Consider the following 17,603-nt stretch of genomic DNA (forward strand, 5'->3'; position numbering starts at 1 on the left):
ATCCGGAACAGCGAAAGCGGGTGTGACGTGCGACCGAGCCGCGACCACTCCTTCGTGACCCCTGCCCGCGGCGTTCGGGACGCCGCGGGCAGGGAGCAGGCTGGGATCAGCTGGGGTCGGCTCAGAAGAGCTTCTTGGCCGATCCCAGACGCAGGAAGACCGTCTCGCCGGTGGCGTCCTGGACGCCGTCGTTGTCGGTGATCGCGTACACCTGGCCGTCGCCGGCGATCGTCAGGCCCTCCAGCTTCTCCTGCGTCCAGCCGTTGTCGGCACGCAGGGAGGGCAGCACGTCGACGGCCAGGCGCTTCTTCAGCACCGGGAACGTGTCGGTGTCGGGGAGCTTGACCGTGTACACCCGCTTGATCTTGGCGTTCGGGCCGTTCAGCTTGTCGCGCTCGATCACCGCGAGGGTGTTCTCGTCGACGGCGACAACCTCGGACAGCCCGATCCAGTCGCCCGGCGTCGTGGTGGTCTCCAGCTGGTACCCGTACCACCGCCACGTCTTGTTCGTGAGGTCATAGCGCCCGATGCGCGCAATGCCCTTGGGGTCGGTGCTGAGCTCGCGCTGAAGGGCCACGAACAGATAGTTGCCCGCGCCCGTCACGCCCTCGATGCCCCATTTCGAAAGGCCCGCGGCGATGTCCTGCGGCAGCGACACGGTCTCGACCGTCCGCCCGTTCGCGTCGAGCCGGACGAGCTTGTTGCCGTCGCCCGTCGCGCCCTCGACACCGAGCCAGAAACCGCCCTGCGGCCGCGCGTAAATGCCCTCGGCGTCGTATCCGACCGGCGCGCCGGCCGCGTCCGTCACGGTCAGGTCGGTCGTGATCTCGGCCGGCTTCCGCGCCGCGTCGATCGTCAGGATTCGGGTCGGCGAGTAGGCCGCGTCGGTCACGGAGTACAGCTTCGAGGGCTTTCCGGGAACGGCGGACAATGCGCCGAGCGCGCCCCAGCCGATGAGGTCGCGGCTCACGATGCTCGGGAATCCGGGCTCGTCCCGGCCCAGCTCGAACAGGCCGACGCTCGAGCGCACATTCACCGAGGCGTCATCGACCTCGCTGGAAACGGCGAGCATGTCCCGCGAGGGAATGGGGAGCAGTCCTTCGGGCCCGTTCGTCGTGGGCAGGATCTGCTTGAAGACCGGCTTCGCGGGGTTGTCGATGTCGTACACCGCGACGAAGTTGCTGCGCTCCGACCCGACGAACGCGTAACGCGTGCCGTGGAACGTGGCGATCGCGAGACCCTCGGGCTCGGTGCCCTTCTTGCCGGCCCGCCCCTCGTTGTGCAGCCCATAGGTGACCGCGAGGTTTTCGAAGCTGTTTCCGGCGTCCCAGACGACCCGGCCGGTGTACGTGTCGAAAACGGTCCAGCCGCGGGTCCCGCCCTTCCAGTCGCCCTCGTTCGCGGTGGCGACATACCGGTCATCCACCCAGGCGATCGAATCGGGTTCGCGCGGCACGTCGGTGATCTGCCCGGTGAGGTCGAGCTTGCCGTCGTTCTTGACGTCGATGCCCTTGACGGTGGCGGTACCGGCGGAGAATGCCTTCTCCACCTGTCCCGTCCGCAGGTCGATGACGACGATGCCGTTGTTCTCCTGCAGCGTGACAACGGCCTTGTCGCGCGCGTTGATCGAGACGTATTCGGGCTCGGCGTCCCCGGGCGCGGTGAGCCCCTGGAGCTTCTCCGCGGGCAGCTCGACCTTGCGCACTCCCCAGCGCGCCGGATTGTCCGACGGGAAGTCGACGATCTGCACGAATCCGGCCGGCGCCTGCGGCAGATCCCCGCCGTTCACGCTTTCGTCGCGCTGATTCTCGATGGCGATGGCGGCGTAGCGCTTGCTCTTGCCGATCGCGATCGAGTCCGGCTGCCCGCCGAGGTCGATGGTGCGCACAATCCGGCGGTCCTTGATGCGGACGACCAGCAGCACACCGGACGGGTTCGTGAAGCTCGCGCTGGTGTCGACGACAACGAGCGCGTATTCGCCCCGGACGGTGACCGAGGTCGGCTCCCCGTCGACCCCGAGCGTGCCGAGCCCCTGCGGCTTCTTCGCGTTGCGGATGTCGAGGAACCCGACGCGCTTGCCGAGCGCGTCGGTGTAGATCAGCGTCTTGCCGTCCTCGGTGACCGCGGAGATCTCGGCGGCCGTCGGGGCGGCGGCGTCCTGCCCGGCGGGCCGGTTCTGGAAGACGGGATAGGTGGCCTGACGATCCCAATAAACGGGGCGATTACCGTGCGCGCTGGCGGCCGTGCCGGGAACAAGCCCGGCCGAGGTGACCGCGAGCGTCACGAGCGCGAGAGAAATCTTGCGACGGGACATGCGCCATGATCTTGGCAGGGGACGTTGCCCGTCGGGTGCCAATCGGCTGAACGGCGAGCAACGAGGCCGTGACGGCTCTCCTATTCCCAATAGGAGATTTGTACTGTCGGGCAGACCCATCCCGTCTGAGCACGCTTGCGGAGGTGCTTCATGGCGTCCACGCTGTCCTGGCTGGATAGCTCTCGGGCCGATCAGCAGCGGATGCGTGAGCTGCTCAACCTCTTCAGCAACACGGAGAGCCGCGACGAGCTCGGCATCGGCCAGGTGCGCGACGCGTTCAGCGACATGCTCTTCCCGGGCATATCGACCCTGCACACGCGCGCCCGTTACCTGCTCATCGTCCCCTGGTGCTTCCAGGACGCCCAGAGCCACCGGCTTCGTGGCAACGCGTCAACCGCCAAAGTCGCCCGCAATGAGCGCACGGTCATTTCAGCGCTCATACGAGCGGGCCGTCCCGCGGGCATGATCGGCCGCCGCACGGGCGTGAAGGTCCGAACACTGCCGTCGACCATCTACGCGACGGCGCTCACGACGTTCGGCATTCGGACCGGCGCCTCCGCGGCCGGACCCTGGCCGTCGAGCGAGACGGAAGAACTCGCGGAGCTGCGAACTGGAATGTGGCACTCAACGCTGCCGGACCCGCCCGCGGGCTTCCCGAACGAGCTGGACAACGCCCTTACGTTGGGCGCTGACGAGGCCCGCTGGTTGCGGGAGCGAATGCTGGCGATGGTGCCGAACACGCTTCTGGCGCATCTACTCGCGCCGGAGCGGCGAATGGCGCTCGAGGAGACCTACCCGTGGAATGACGCGGTGCTGGCAGCCGCCGCGCCGGAACTCGTGTCGGGAGTACGGCATGCGGCCCACTTCTCGCTCGCCATTCACGGGGCCGCGCTCCTGTACAACCTACTGGTCGCCGAGCGGTATGAGCGGGCTGGACTGACCGGGGTTGAGTCGCCGGTTGACTTCTACCGCGAATCGATAGCCAAGTGGACCGACCAGATTTCCGACCTCCATGAGTGGAATAGAGCTGAGATGTGGAGCCGGGTGATCGAGATCAATAAGGCCATCGCGGCCAACAAGAACGCCCGCCGGTTCATCGAACGATGGCTCGACGCCGCGACCAAAGGCGGGACCTACGAAATATGGAAAGAACCGTCACTACGCATGCTCATTGAGGAACGCGAACGCTCGATCAAGAAGGCCCAGTCGCGGCTGGTGAACGACAAGCTGCTGCGCCGATGGAGCGGGGCGTCCGGAAGCGGTCGGCTGGTGTATCGCTGGCCACAGGCGGCCCGTCTGCTCGCCGACATCCACGACGGCTGCGCCGGCGAGTTGGAGACCGACCTTGCTGGCACCTGATACTCGTACGCTGCTGCTCGACGCGCTGCGCCCGCCGACCGGCTCGCAGCTCACCCGGGCCGTCGCGCTGACCTTCACCCTCGATCTCGAGAGTCTGCTGGTCGCGCCGCTGGCGTTTGCTGCGCACAACCTCCGGGAGTCGGTCGACCCGGTGGTCATCATGGAAAGCGTCCGCCGGTGCGCCGATCGCATCGACGTCTTCTGCCAGTCGGGGCAGGTGGCGGTGCCCCCGGGAGAATCCGCGCTGCTCGCGTTCCTCGAGCCGATGGTGCACGCGGTCGGCCGGCCCAGGCCGGGTCGGCTGTTCCACCCCAAGCTTTGGGTGCTGCGGTTCCTGGACGAGGTCACCAGCGAGGTTTCGCTCCGGCTAGTGGTGCTGAGCCGGAACCTCACCAAGGACCGCAGCTGGGACGTGTGCCTGCGGCTGGACGGCGTGTGCGGTTCGCGACCGGCCGCCAGCAACAAACCCCTGGCCGACTTGCTCCGGCATACGCTGAAGCTCGCCGTCGGGCCCATCCCGGCGCCGCGGCTAGAGGCCATCGAGGCGCTCATCGAGGATCTACGCCGAGCTGCGTGGACCACACCGGATGGCGTTCGCGAGGTGCGTTTTCATCCGTTGGGTGTACCCGGAAATTCGGCCCCGTCCTTCGAGGGTTCCCGCCACCTCGTCATCTCACCGTTCTGCACGGAGGACGGTCTGCTGCTGTGCGCACCGGGTGATCGCCGAATCGTGGTCGGGCGTCAGGAGGAACTCGACCGGCTTCCCCTTGAGGCACTCGACGGCGCGGAGTGCTACGTCGTCAGCGAGCTGGCCGGGCTGCCCGACGAGGAGGCCCCGAACGAGACGGAGATCCTCAGCGGCCTGCACGCCAAGGTGTACGTCGTGGAGCAGGGCGCCGAAGCACGGCTCTTCGTCGGCTCCGCGAACGCCACAAGCGCGGCGTTCAGTGGCAACGTCGAGGTGCTCGTCGAGCTCGTCGGCAAGCGCGGCGATCTCGGCATCGACGGGATGGTCGGGCCGGAGGCGAACCTGCGCGAGGTACTCGAGCCGTACGAGCGCGGCGAACCGGTGGAGCTCAACGAGGACGCCGAGCTGCTGATCGACCTCGTCCGCGACATCGCCGAGGTGCCGCTGGTCGCCACTGTGCGGGCGGACGCGGGGCAGTACAGCATCCATCTGACGTCCGAAGGTCCGCTCCCGGAGGCAAAAGGCGTGCGGCTCACCGCCGAACTGCACACCCGCCGTGCCGAGGCTGTCGCGCTGGTTCCCGGGCAACCGGTAAAGGCCACGTTTGCGGGTCTGACACTGACCGACATCACCCCGTTCGTGATCATCACGGCCGAGCTGCGTGACGTCCGCGAGCGCACAGTCGTGCTCGCGACCCTCCTGGGCGACCCCGCCGATCGGCTCGACCACGTCCTCGCGGAGCAGATCGACACCTTCGAGAAGTTCCAAAGGTTCCTCCTGCTGATGCTCGGACTCGGTGCCGAGGCAGCCCCGGTAGCCGCGACGGTGGGCGACGAGAGCGGCTCGACTCGCTGGCGCTCGGGCTACCTCGGCATGTTCGAACTCCTGCTCAACGCCCTCGCCGAGCACCCCGAGCGGCTCGGCGATCTCGCGAACCTCATCGCTCGGATCGAGGCCCGCGGCGCCAAGCTGTGGCCCGACGGATTCAGCGAACTCTGGGCGCTGGTGGAACAGGCGCGGCAGGCCGAGCTTGAGGTGGCGCGCGAATGAAACGGTACGACGCGCAGGACGTGATCGCGGGCCTCAAGGACTTCCAGCGCGCGACGGTCGATCATGTCATCGAGCGGTACTTCGGTGCCGACCCTACCCGCCGGTTCCTCGTCGCCGACGAGACCGGGCTCGGCAAGAGCGTGGTCGCGCGAGGAGTAATCGCCAAGACACTCGAACGGCTGCAGGACGACCCCAGCGTGAAGCGGGTCGACGTGGTGTACGTCTGCTCGAACCAGGACGTCGCCAAGCAGAACATCGACCGTCTGCGGGTCACCCCGGACGAGGCCGTCACGCTCTCAACGCGCCTGACCCTGCTGGCCAAGGAAGTCGACAAGCTCACCAGCGGCCAACCCACGCACGGCAAGCCCATCAACCTGGTGGCGTTCACCCCTGGTACCTCGTTCGACCAGGGCTGGCGTACTGGGGCGAAGGAGGAGCGCGCGCTGATCTTCCTCCTGCTCGAAGAGGCCGAACGTTGGGACGGCTGGCGAAGCCGCTCAGCGATTCGAGCGCTGCAGGGCAGCGTCAGCTCGCCGGAGCGGTTCCAACAACAATGCCGGCAACTCGAAACCGCCCTGAACGGGCAGTTGGATCGCACAATCGCGAGGCAGTTCATCCGCCTCGCCAAGAAGGACGGACTGCTCAAGGAGTTCAACGCGCTTCTTGACGAGGTCGGGCGCCGCGCGGCTCTTCCGGACGCGCTGCGCGAACGCTCCCGCCGACTCATCGGCGACCTCCGCGCCGTGCTCGCGCGGGCCGGGGTCGACGCGCTGGAACCCGACCTAATCATCCTCGACGAGTTCCAGCGCTTCCGGGAACTCCTCGACCCGAACGGCGGACCGGCCGCAGACCTCGCCAAATCCTTGTTCGATTACGGGGATGCGCGAGTGCTGCTGCTATCGGCGACCCCGTACAAACCCTTCACCTACGCCGAAGAGCGCGCCGCCGGCGAGGACCACTATGCCGACTTCCGGCAGATTCTCGGGTTTCTCAACCCGGACGATCAGTGGCACACCGAGGTCGCGAAGACGTTCGAGGCACATCGCGAGGCTCTTGTGCACGCGGAGCCGAGCGAGGCGATCCGGGCAGACCTGCGGGAGCTGCTGCTGCGGGTGATGTGCCGTACCGAACGACCAGCACTGAAACAGGCCGAAATGCTGCACGAGAACATCGTCACCGTGCACAACCTCGCCGCCGACGACCTGCGCAGCTACGCCGCAATGCGAAGGATCGCGAAGGCCGTCGAAGCGCCGGTAACCATCGAGTACTGGAAGTCCGCCCCGTACTTCCTGAACTTCCTCGACGGCTACCAGATCGGCGAGAAGGTCCGCGCCGCGCTCAAGGGTCGGCGCGCCGCCGAGATCCAACCGCTTCTGGCGAGCGCGCAGTTGCTCGACGCGGAGGCCGTCATCCAGCGACGCGCCATCGACCTCGGCAACGCCCGGCTACGCCACCTCGCCGCCGACACCCTCGACCGGGGCTGGTGGCAGCTGCTGTGGCTGCCGCCGTCGATGCCCTACTCGACGCTCGGCGAACCGTTCGCCAGCGCTGCCGCGCACGGCATCACCAAGCGGCTGCTGTTCTCGTCATGGAACGCGACACCGACGGCCGTGGCCGGGCTGCTGAGTTACGAGGCCGAGCGGCGCATCGAGGACGCCCGCGGGCCACGCGTCGAGCCGCCGCGCCGGCGGTCACGGCTCGACTATCGCCTCGACGGGGAGCGCGCCGCCTCCATGAGCACGCTCGCGATGTTTTGGCCACATCCGGGACTCGCGCAGGCCTGCGATCCGCTGGCGATCGCCCGCCGACGGCCCACCGAGACCCTGCCTCTGGAGGCCATCGAGGCTGAGGTACGCGAGCGACTCAGCCGCGATGCGCCGGCCGAATTCAGCGACCCGCGCCACGTCGGCGAGGTCCAGCCCTGGCACGCGGTGTTCCGTTGGCCGGGCGCGAGGGCTGGAATCGAGGAGTACTCACCGGCCGACGCCGCCGGGAACCTCGGCTCCGCGCACAACGAGGACGGCACGCCGACCGGCCTCGATCGGCACGTCAGCCAGGCTTATGAGGTCATCACCGCCGCCGAGCATCCGGTGGCACGCGAGGTCTCGGCGGTCATTGATGACTTGACCGCTATCGGGCTTCATGGACCGGGCAACATCGCGTGGCGGGCACTTGCCCGGCTTATTACACCGGACAGCAAGGTCACACCGGAATGCCATTGGGACTCTGCCGCATGCATTGCCGACGGCCTGCAGTCGTTGTTCAACCGGACCGATGCGGCGCAGCTGCTTGATCATCTGCAACCCGGCGTCGTGTATTGGCGAGCCGTGCTGCGCTATTGCGCCGCGGGTGGGCTGCAGGCAGTGCTGGACGAGCACCTGCATGTGCTGCGCAGCGCGAGCCCCGACCTGCCGCTGGATGATGAATCCCTTTACGCACTCTCACTGCGGGTGTTCGAGACCCTCACCGTCCAGCCGGTCACGTACCGGGCCTTCAATCCGCACCAGCCCGACAAGCCGATCGGTCTGCCGGGCCGATTCGCGCTGCGGTACGGCGGGCGGGGCGAGGAGCAGGCGCAAGTCGAGCGGAAGATCGCCGTCCGGCAGGCGTTCAACAGTCCGTTCTGGCCGTTCGTCGTGGCCACCACCAGCGCCGGCCAGGAGGGCATCGACTTCCACCAGTGGTGTTCGGCCGTCGTGCACTGGAACACCCCGCCGAACCCGGTCGACTTCGAACAGCGCGAGGGCCGTGTGCACCGTTTCGGTGGGCATGCCGTACGCCGCAACATCGCCGAGCACAATCGCGCCGCCGCGCTGTCCTCCGACGAGCGGGACGTGTGGAAATCCGCCTACGACGCGGCCCGCACGGATTCCGGCGCGCTGGGCGATTTCGCGCCCTATTGGGTGTACGGCGGAAAAGCCAAGATTGAACGACACGTCCTGCCGTATCCGCTGAGCCGCGACGAGGCCAGGCTCGAACGCCTGAAGGCCGATTTGGCGCATTACCGGCTGGCGTTCGGCCAGCCTCGCCAGGAGGACCTGCTGGCGCTCCTCCGGCGCACGGCGAAGGACGGCACGCCGCCGCCGGACGCGCTCGATCTCCGCCCTTACGGAAGCGGATGCTGATGACGCAGGATGCGTCGCTGCTTGATCAGCTCATCGACCGGCTGGCCGCTGACAACGTGCCCGACGACGTCATCGACCTGGTGCTCGCGGCCTACGTCGGCGACGAGGCGCTCGACGGGGTGCTCGATGGCCGACCGGTTGAGCTGCCCGCACGCGACCCCACCGTTCGGGCGCGGCCGCAGCCGTTGTACCTGGAGTCCGTCTCCGTCGCCGGGTTCCGTGGTGTCGGGCCGGAGCAGAGTCTGCGGTTGCAGCCGAACGCGGGCCTCACGCTCGTCGTCGGGCGCAACGGTTCCGGGAAGTCCAGTTACGCCGAGGCCGTCGAGCTCGCGCTCACCGGGGACAGCGCGCGATGGGCCGAGCGGAACAGTGTGTTCAAGGACGGCTGGCGCAATCTTCACCACGGATCGCCCTGTCACATTGAGGTACACCTGCGAGCCGACGGTGCCGGCAAGCCCATTCGCGTGCGGCGCAGCTGGCGGGACGACGACACCGAGGCCGATCAGGGCGTCGGGAGCGTGCTGACTGGGGACGGCACCGCGGACTTGCGATGGCAGCAGCCGCTGGAGACGTACCGTCCATTTCTGACCGCCAGCGACCTGGGCCGGCTCGTCACCTCCAGACCCAGCGGGCTCTTCGACGCCCTGGCGCCCATCCTCGGCATGACGCCGCTGACCGAGGCCGACGGGCGGCTCATGCGGGTCCGCCGCGAGCTGAGCGACAGGATCGCGACCGTCAAGGCCCGGCGCGAGGCCCTGCGCCTGGCGCTGGCGGAGGCCGACGACCAGCGGGCCGCGGACGCCGTCGCCATCCTGGCCAAGCGGACGCCCGACCTCGACGCCCTCGATCGGCTGCTCGCCGACGCGGGCGAGGACACCGCCGACCCGGTCGCGGTCGCTGGTCGTCGCGTGGTCGCCGTCGAGTTCCCCGAGCTCGAGCAGGTCGATCGGGTGGGTGAGGAGCTCGCGGAGGCGTCGCGGCGAGCCGATGAGCTGGTCGCCGCCAGCGCGGGCGCCGCCGACGAGGCCGCGCGGCTGCTGCGAATGGCGGTCGCCTTCCACGACGAGCATGGCGACGTCGCGTGCCCGGTCTGTGGTGCCGGGACACTCGACGCCGCCTGGCGCGCGAACGCCGGCGAGACCGTCGCTCGGCTGCAACGCAGTACCGCGGCGGTCGACCGGCTGCGGGAGGTGCGCGCTCGGGCCGAGCGCCTGCTCGATGTGGGCCCGCGAGTCCGTTCCGAGGATCTTGAAGCGCTCGGCGAGCCCGCGACGCGGTTCCGCGCGCTGCTCGATGCGTGGGATGCGAAAGCACTCTCCGCCTATCCCCCGCTGCTGGATGCGCTCACCGAACTCCAGGAGCACACTCGCGCCTGGCTGCGCCAGCGCCACGACGCCTGGCGCGAACAGGGGGCCGCGTTGCAGGAATGGCTGCTGCGGGCCCGCGCCACCTCCAAGGCTGACGCGCGGCTGAAGCGCGTCAACGCCGCCCGGGACTGGCTGAAGCCCGCCATCACCGCGCTGCGCGACGAGCGGTTCGAGCCGTTCGCACAACACTCCCAGGAGATCTGGGACGCGTTGCGCCAGGAGAGCAACGTCGAGCTGGCCGGGATGCGACTCGCCGGCGCCAACACCCGCCGCACCATTGCCTTTCCGGCCAAGGTGGACGGCACGGTGGTGAGCGGTGCCCGGGGCACGTGGCCGCGGGCCTGCGCGTGGCTCCTGCGGATGGCCCTGGAGTCGGCGATGGACGACTACTGGCGGCGCTGTCACCCCGGCGTGGCCGGCCTCAGGGCGAGGGCACCGCAGTTCCTCGTGCTCGAGCGGTACGCCGGCCGCCGGATCGCCGCCAACGCCGGCTACACGTGGTGGGCCCTGTCCCGCGCCGGGCACCACCACTGCTACGAGCTCGGCCTCACCGCCGGCGAACTTCGCCGGTTGCGGGACAGGGTGACGGAGCTCGTCGCCGACCTCCGCAGCGCGGAGGCCGGGCCGATCGCGCCGTGAAGGTCGCGGGTTTCGTTACGAGGCCAGGGCGGCGCGGAGGGCGGTCAGGTCCTCGGGCGCCCTGCGGCGGGCCTCGTCGAGGCGGCGGCACAGGTCCGCCAGGGACTGCCGCTCCTGCTCCACCATCTTGTCGGCCCGCTCCCGGGCGCCGCGCAGGCGCTCCTGCCGCTCGGCGGCCTCCATGCGGTCGGCGAAGATGCGGCGCACGCCCACGAAGGCGAAGATCAGGGCGACGATCACCAGCACGACCGCGAAGCCCAGCGGCACCGCCAGCGCGCCCAGGAGCAGCACGGCCGCGGCGGCGAACCAGGCGTACCGCTGCCAGATCTTGGAAGGTGGCTCGGGGTAGCGCGACTCGATCGCCTTGGCCAGCTCGGCGGCGTCGGCCGGGGCCGGGCCGCCTGCGCGAACGCGCACCGTCTGCCGCTCGATCGTGACCGTCTGCTCCTGCGGGTCCGGCACGTCGGTCTCGGCGCGCAGGGCCTCGCCGACCGCCAGCACCCGGTCCCGCAGGACGCGCCGGGCCAGCGCGCGGGGGCCCGGGGCCTCGCCGAACGCGTCCGTCACGAGCAGGCCCAGGGGCAGGCCGGCCGGGTCGTCCCAGCGCGCGGTCGGCGTGACCTCGCGATCGTCGATCACCGCGCGCAGCTCCGCGATGCGCCGGAGGGTCGCGGCCTCCTCCTTGCTGCCCTCGTCCACGAGGCCGGGCAGCAGCGCCTCCAGCGCCACCCGCGACTCCGCCGGAGCGTCCGCGGCAACCGGCGCCTGGGCCCAATCGCGAAGGGCGGCCAGGCGGGAGCTCGCGGTGAGGGCGGCGACGGCCCCGCGATCGGCGGAGGTGGTCACGCCCGTCACCGGGGCGGCGTGAATCCGGTCCGACAGCGAGCGGTCGAGCTCCGCGCGGCGTTCGTCGCCCAGGCCCGCGACCAGCGCGGACAGGCGCGCGGCGACGAGCTCGAGGGCCCCGTCGCCGAGGTGGCCGTCGGCGGCGGCGATCCAGACCGCGCGCTCGGCCGCCGTGAGCTGCGTGTCGGCCAGCAGGTCCCCGAAGGCCGCGCCAACCCAGCGGGGGTCGGCGGCGGCGCCGGACATCACGAGCAGCAGCGCGGTGCGGCGGGAGTCGCGGCCGGCGGCCCGCTCCAGGTCGGCGGCGGCGTCGTCGCCGCGGGTGAGGGCGGCCAGGGCGGAGGCGGCGGGCGCCAGCCAGTAGCCGTCGACATCCTCCGGAGCCGCGGGAAGGGCCGGAACGGCACCGGCGCGAAAGGCCAGAACCTGACGCATTCGGTACCGTGTGCGAGCCGCCTCATCGAATCCCGCCAGCTCGGCGCGCAGGTCACTGAGCTCGACGAACGCGTCGAAGGAGCGGATCAGGCGGCTGAGGCGCTGCTCCAGGGAGCCCTGCAGCCGCGACAGCTGCGAGCGCAGGGCCCGGCTCTCGGCGCGCTGCCCGTCGAGGGAGGACTCGATCTCGCGGATCGCCCGCTGTTGCTTGTAGTCCTGCCAGCTGTCGCTGACCAGCCAGTCCTGGAACGCGCTGTCGGACACCGGGACGACCTCCTCATGATCGGTCTCCCCCGGCACGGTATCGACACGGCGCCAGTCCCGCTGGTCAGGCGATGGAGGCGTCCCGCTCGCTCGGAGCCACGGCGGCCTCGGCCGGCATCAGAATCCACAGGATCGGGTAGATGAGGATCTGGGTGCCGGGGATGGCGAGCAGGATCAGCGCGAACAGCAGCCGCGCGGGCCACGGGTCGATGCCGAACCGCTGCCCGAGACCGGCGACGACACCGCCGAGCACCCGGCCCTGCGTCGGACGAACGAGGCCGTGCTGACGCAGCTTGCCGTAGACGGTTTCCATTGTCGGCTCCCTTGTCGAGGTACCAAATCTGATGCATTCAGCTTGGCCGTCGAAGGGGTTTCCGGGCATCAGGGACCGACCCTGGCCGGCCCCTGATGCCCTCACCCCGAGAGCGATCAGTGGTAGAAGCAGACGAGGTCCATGTCGTCGCGGCGGCATTCCAGCAGCCAGGACTTCACCTGTTCGACGGCCTCCACGACCTGGCGATCGTCGACCTTGGCGAGGTCGATGCCGCCCAGACGGTCGAGGTGCGACTGGAGGCGGTCTCGGGTGATGTGCCCCATCAGGGGGAAGTCGTCCGGCGCGGGGCAGTCGACGCCGGGTCCGCCGATGATGAGGTCGGTGAAGTCGTACTTGACGCCGGCCCGCGCGACCGCTTCGGAGACGGTGCCGAACCAGCCGTACCGCATCCCCCACCAGCCCTCGTTCGCCAGGTGCGCGCCCCAGAGCTCGCAGAGCGCCTTGACGCAGTACCCGTACAGATGGACGCTCCTCTCGACTGGGATTCGTCCGAGCACCAGGTCGGCCAGGAACTCCCTCGCCGGGCGTTCGGTATCGCTCCAGTCGTCGAGGTCGGCGAGCTCGGCCCGGCAGCGGTCGCGAAGCCAGGCGAAGAGCGCCTCGTCGCGCAGGGCCAGCACCTCGTTCAGGGCGTCCAGCCGAATCTTGAAGGGCATGATCGCGTAGCTCATCGGCCGGCCTCCTGCAGTCGTATCCAGCCCCAGATCAGCTCGACCACCTTGGCGGGCGCATCGACCGCGGTGGACACGGTGTCCGCCTCGATGCCGTCGCGGTGCTCGAGCGTGTAGTCGTCCGGGGCGTTGCGGTAGGTCTGAATGAACCGGCAGTCGTCGCCGGGGCGGCCGACGATGAGGAACGGGTTCGGCCCCTGCAACGCGTGCACCCAGAGGTCCAGCATCGCCTTGGTGAGAAACGGTATCCCGAGGTCGTCACCGCCGACGTTGAGCGTCACGTTCGCCCGGCCCAGTGGCCGTTCGTTGCTCTCGATCACAGCGCCACCGTACTGCCCCGGGACATCGACCGGGGGCTGATGCCTCAGGCGGCCGGGCGGCCTGCGCGGGCGGCGTCGATGGCCGACTGGAGCGATCGGCGATATCCGTCGCTCGTGTACGTCGCCCCCGAGACGGTGTCCAGGTCCGCGCTCTGCCGTTGCAGCGCCTGCTCCCGAAGCCGCGGCGCCGCGCGCTGGCCGATCTCGATTCCGCGCGCCGCGGCCGTGGGCAGCTGGACCGCGGCGACGTCGACCATGCGCCCGTCGTGGACCGTGATGCGCACCTGCACCGGCCCGAAGTGGTTCGGCACGACCGCGCCGAGGTGCTCGCCCTCGGTCATCCGGCTCAGGTCGACGATCCCGACGAGCGGCGCCTTCGTCGGCTCGGTGGGTGAGGGCGATGGCTCGGCCGCCGGTTGCGGCCGTGCCTCGGGCGCCCGCGCCTTCACGGCGACGAGGAGGGCGGTCAACAGCCCGGTGCCGAGCAGGGCGATCCCGATCCGGTGCAGGCCGGCCATGCTCAGAACTCGAACGGGTCGAGGTGGATCTGGCGTGGGGGAACCCCGGCCCGGCGCAGCGCGATGACCGAGGCGTCGACGAGGGCGGCCGACCCGCACAGGTACACGTCGCGCCGGACCAGATCGGGCACCAGCTCCAGCAGGCCGGCCGGGCTGAATGCCCGCTTCGGGCCGGGGTCGTTGCGCCCTCCGGTGACGTACCAGATGCGGGCGTCCCGCGCCTCGGCCAGCTGCTCGAGCTCCTGGCGGAAGACCAGCTCGTCGGCGCTGCGGGCGCGGTACAGCACGACGGTGCGCGGGGGCAGCTCCTCCAGCAGGGCCCGCACCGGGCCGATCCCGCTGCCGCCGGCGACGAGCAGCGCGCGGGCCTGCCGGCGCCGGTCGGCCGTGAAGTCGCCGCTCGGGCCCTCGATGTACACCCGTGTCCCGGGCTTCAGGCGCCGCAGTCCCGCCGTGTGGTCGCCGACGACCTTCACGGTGAGCCGCAGCCAATCATTGTTCGGCGCCGCCGACATCGAGAACGGATGCGCCTGCCACCAGTTCTCGGCGTCCAGGAACCGCCAGCGGAAGAACTGCCCGGCCCGCACCTCCAGGCCCCGCAGGCGATCCCCGCCGATGTAGATGGAGATCATGTCCGGCCCCTCGTCGACGACCGCACGGACCCGGAACCGGTGGCGCAGGTTCAGCCGCAGCGGCGCGGCGATCCGGCCCCACACGACCGCGGCAACGACAAAGATCCAGAGCAAGAGGGAGCTGTACCGCGAAAATCCCGCGACCGACATCTCCTGCCCGACGGCGAACTGGTGCCCGACGGCCAGCACGAGCACCGCATAGGCGCTCAGGTGCAGCAGGTGCCACACCTCGTACCGCAGCCGCCGTTTGATCCTGGGCACGGCCAGCACTGCGAGCGCGACGAGCAGCCCGGTCGCCACGAACGCGCCGGTCATGTACGCGTACTTGTCGACGGTCAGCAGCCGCGCGACCTCGTTCGCGGGGGACGTGTGCTCGAACCAGGCGTACCCGGCGACGATGAACCCGGCGTGGGCCACGACGGTCGCGACGACGAACATGCCCAGGTCGCGGTGCCAGTGCAGCAGGTCCCGGGCCCCGAGCCAGCGCTCCAGCCAACCGACGCGGGACATCAGCAGGACCTGCACCAGCAGCACGTACCCGGCGACCAGCCCGGTGATCCGGCCGACCGCGGTCAGCGAGGCGGCCCCGCCGGCCAGGAACCCGTCCGGCGTGTTCCACCACCACGGCGCCAGCGTCGCCGCCAGCCCGGCCCAGAAGACCGCGATCGTCGCCGCGCGCCACCCGTCGACCGACCTCCGCGGCCGATACGGCCGCCGGAACCGCCACGGGATCCGAGCCTCGTCCAATGCCCCTTGTGCGTCCACCGTGGACGGTTGTACCAGTCCGATGTCACACCGGACGAACGCTTGAAAGTCTTTTAACCAAGCCCTAATCGGACGGGCCTACAACCTTGATTGACTCCAGAATGCCGCCCGGCGCCCGGCCACAGTGACGTATCGCGACGGCCCTATGCGTTGATTGGGGCGATTGTGTCAGGGTTGGCCACCATGGCAGGGCGACTGTTGAACGGCCGGTACGAGCTGCGATCGGTCATCGGCCGGGGCGGCATGGCCGACGTGTGGCTGGCCGTCGACGGGCGGCTGGAACGACCCGTGGCCGTGAAGATTCTGCACGGCGACGGCGGCGCCGACCCGTCGCTGCCGGAGCGCTTCGAGCGCGAGGCGCACACCGCCGCACGGCTGTCGCACCCGAGCATCGTGGCCGTGTACGACTTCGGGGTCGACGACGGCACGCCGTACCTCGTGATGGAGCTGGTCCAGGGGCACAGCCTCGCCGACGAGCTGGCCGCGGGCCCGCTCGACCCAAGGCGCGCGGCGCACATCGCCGAGCGGGTGTGCGACGCCTTGGAGGCCGCGCACAACGCCGGCGTGGTGCACCGGGACGTGAAGCCGGCCAACATCCTCATCAGCGGCGAGGGCGAGGTGAAGGTCTGCGACTTCGGCATCGCCAGCATCACCGACCGGGCGCAGACCGCGCTGACCGCACCCGCGACCGTGATCGGCACCAGCTCGTACATGGCGCCGGAGCAGGTCCTCGGCGAGCCCGTGGACGCCCGGACCGATCTGTACGCGCTGGGCTGTGTGCTGTACACGATGCTCACCGGCCGTCCGCCGTTCATCGCCGACTCGCCGGTGCAGACCGCCTGGCAGCAGGTTCATGAGGCGGCGGTACCGGTGGCAGTCCTGCGGCCCGGCCTGCCGCCCCGGCTCGCCGAGCTCGTCGGCGCGCTGCTGGCCAAGCGCGCGACGGATCGCCCGGCCAGTGCGGCGCAGGCGGGTGCCGTTCTGGCCGGCGCCGCGACGACTTCCTTTGATCCAGAACCGGCGCCTTTTCGCGGCCGCGCCCCAGTACGAGCGGCAACGCGCAGCCTGCCCATGCTCGCCGAGCCACCCGCGCCGACCGCCCGGCGGCGACGGGGCCGTTCGGTCGGGATCGCCCTGGCGGCGCTCGGCGCGGTCGCCGCCGCCGTGTTCGCGCTCGGGACCCTCCCGGGCCGAACCGACCACCACCCGGCCGCGGCGCCCACCCCCGCAGAAACGACCCTGTCCCAGCCGTCCGCGGATGTCTCGAGCGCGGCGCCGAGCGAGACACCGAGCGACACCCCGAGCCCGACGCCGACCGACACCCCGAGCGAGGCACCGAGCGAGGCACCGAGCGAGGCACCGAGCCAGACGACCGAGGCGACGCTGGCCGCGGTTCGCGCCGCCCTGCGCGACGGCGGCCTGGACTTCCTGACCGCGCGTGATCTGAACCGCCGGCTCGACAGATTCGCTCGCGATCACGCGCGCGGCGATGACGACCGCGCGGCGGCGGAGCTGTCGGGTCTGAACGGCCGGCTCGACGAGCTGCACCAGGACGGCACCCTCACCAGCACCGGCTACTCGGCGATACGCGACCTGACCGACCAGCTCGCGGCGAATCTGCCGGCCTAGTTCAGGACGTCGTGTAGACCTTCCCCACGAACTCGGCGAGCCGGCGTTCGTCGAGGTTACGAGCCAGGTCAGACTCGCTGATCATGCCGACCAGGCGGTGGTTCTCGATGACCGGCAGCCGCTTGACCTGGTGGTCCTCCATCTGATGCAGCACCTCGTTCACATCGGCATCGGCATCGACCCAGACCAGCTCACCCCCGGTCAGGTCACGCACCCTGATATGGCCGGGGTCCTGGCTCTCGGCGATGCACCTCACGACGATGTCGCGATCGGTGATGATGCCGTGCAGCCGATCGTCCGCGCCGCAGATCGGCAGGGATCCGACGCCGAGATCGCGCATCTTCCGCGCGGCGGATGCGACGGTCTCCCCTTCGTCGACGCACTCGGCTCCCGGGTGCATGATGTCTCTCGCCTGCCGCTCCTGCTTCTCGCGAAGCGCCTGCTCATGGTCATCCAGAGCACGAAGCCTGCTGGCGACGGCCTCGGGTGTCGCGTGGCCGGTGTGCTCGGCGTAGCTGGCCTCGCCGAGCTCGTGCAGCAGCTTGTCGCGCTGGCGCTGGGCTCGCGTCTCGTCCACTCGGGCCCGGCTCGTCGCCAGGCCACGCTTGGCGGACTCCATCATTTTGTTGAAGGCCATGGTGCCCTCC

At 70.0% G+C, this 17,603-nt stretch carries 13 protein-coding genes; 5 read left to right on the plus strand and 8 right to left on the minus strand.

The features are described from left to right. Positions 1-121: 121 nt before the first annotated feature. A complete protein-coding gene (locus ABT369_RS03235; protein ID WP_350610042.1) occupies positions 122-2,314 on the minus strand; it encodes an esterase-like activity of phytase family protein in 2,193 nt (730 codons plus the stop codon). 150 nt (positions 2,315-2,464) lie between these two features. On the opposite strand from ABT369_RS03235, the gene ABT369_RS03240 reads away from it, so the two are divergent. Genes ABT369_RS03240 through ABT369_RS03255 form a run of 4 tightly spaced genes read left to right on the plus strand, consistent with a single transcriptional unit; the run spans position 2,465 to position 10,542 of the window. After that, complete coding sequence (locus ABT369_RS03240; RefSeq protein ID WP_350610043.1) at positions 2,465-3,673, plus strand: DUF6361 family protein; 1,209 nt, start codon at positions 2,465-2,467, stop codon at positions 3,671-3,673. Continuing rightward, positions 3,660-5,411, plus strand: a complete 1,752-nt coding sequence (locus ABT369_RS03245; protein WP_350610044.1) for a phospholipase D family protein — start codon at positions 3,660-3,662, stop codon at positions 5,409-5,411. The genes ABT369_RS03240 and ABT369_RS03245 overlap by 14 nt, the downstream gene beginning before the upstream one ends. Continuing rightward, positions 5,408-8,536 carry a helicase-related protein gene (locus ABT369_RS03250; RefSeq protein WP_350610045.1) on the plus strand — a complete coding sequence of 1,043 codons (3,129 nt, stop codon included), beginning with the start codon at positions 5,408-5,410 and terminating at the stop codon, positions 8,534-8,536. The genes ABT369_RS03245 and ABT369_RS03250 overlap by 4 nt, the downstream gene beginning before the upstream one ends. Further along, complete coding sequence (locus ABT369_RS03255; RefSeq protein WP_350610046.1) at positions 8,536-10,542, plus strand: AAA family ATPase; 2,007 nt, start codon at positions 8,536-8,538, stop codon at positions 10,540-10,542. Before ABT369_RS03250 ends, ABT369_RS03255 begins: the two co-directional genes overlap by 1 nt. A gap of 15 nt (positions 10,543-10,557) precedes the next feature. On the opposite strand, the gene ABT369_RS03260 is transcribed toward ABT369_RS03255, so the two are convergent. The 6 genes from ABT369_RS03260 to ABT369_RS03285 form a co-directional block, all read right to left on the minus strand. Then, a complete protein-coding gene (locus ABT369_RS03260; protein WP_350610047.1) occupies positions 10,558-12,087 on the minus strand; it encodes a hypothetical protein in 1,530 nt (509 codons plus the stop codon). A 64-nt stretch (positions 12,088-12,151) separates the two neighbouring features. Continuing rightward, positions 12,152-12,400 carry a PspC domain-containing protein gene (locus ABT369_RS03265; RefSeq protein WP_350610048.1) on the minus strand — a complete coding sequence of 83 codons (249 nt, stop codon included), beginning with the start codon at positions 12,398-12,400 and terminating at the stop codon, positions 12,152-12,154. Between the two features lie 116 nt (positions 12,401-12,516). Beyond that, complete coding sequence (locus ABT369_RS03270) at positions 12,517-13,092, minus strand: DUF7691 family protein (protein ID WP_350610049.1); 576 nt, start codon at positions 13,090-13,092, stop codon at positions 12,517-12,519. Then, complete coding sequence (locus ABT369_RS03275) at positions 13,089-13,412, minus strand: hypothetical protein (RefSeq protein WP_350610050.1); 324 nt, start codon at positions 13,410-13,412, stop codon at positions 13,089-13,091. Before ABT369_RS03275 ends, ABT369_RS03270 begins: the two co-directional genes overlap by 4 nt. A gap of 44 nt (positions 13,413-13,456) precedes the next feature. Continuing rightward, entirely contained in the window at positions 13,457-13,930 is a 474-nt protein-coding gene (locus tag ABT369_RS03280; protein WP_350610051.1) for an FMN-binding protein, read from the minus strand. Between the two features lie 2 nt (positions 13,931-13,932). Then, positions 13,933-15,327: a ferredoxin reductase family protein gene (locus ABT369_RS03285; RefSeq protein WP_350610052.1), complete on the minus strand. Its 1,395-nt coding sequence runs from the start codon at positions 15,325-15,327 to the stop codon at positions 13,933-13,935. A 183-nt stretch (positions 15,328-15,510) separates the two neighbouring features. On the opposite strand from ABT369_RS03285, the gene ABT369_RS03290 reads away from it, so the two are divergent. Next, the gene (locus ABT369_RS03290; RefSeq protein ID WP_350610053.1) at positions 15,511-16,956 is read left to right on the plus strand and encodes a protein kinase domain-containing protein; all 1,446 of its coding nucleotides are present in this window, start codon (positions 15,511-15,513) and stop codon (positions 16,954-16,956) included. A gap of 1 nt (position 16,957) precedes the next feature. Here ABT369_RS03290 and ABT369_RS03295 read toward each other — a convergent pair whose 3' ends face one another. Beyond that, positions 16,958-17,593: a CBS domain-containing protein gene (locus tag ABT369_RS03295; RefSeq protein ID WP_350610054.1), complete on the minus strand. Its 636-nt coding sequence runs from the start codon at positions 17,591-17,593 to the stop codon at positions 16,958-16,960. Positions 17,594-17,603 lie beyond the last annotated feature (10 nt).

This window comes from Dactylosporangium sp. NPDC000244, assembly GCF_040300725.1.
Classification (GTDB): domain Bacteria; phylum Actinomycetota; class Actinomycetes; order Mycobacteriales; family Micromonosporaceae; genus Dactylosporangium.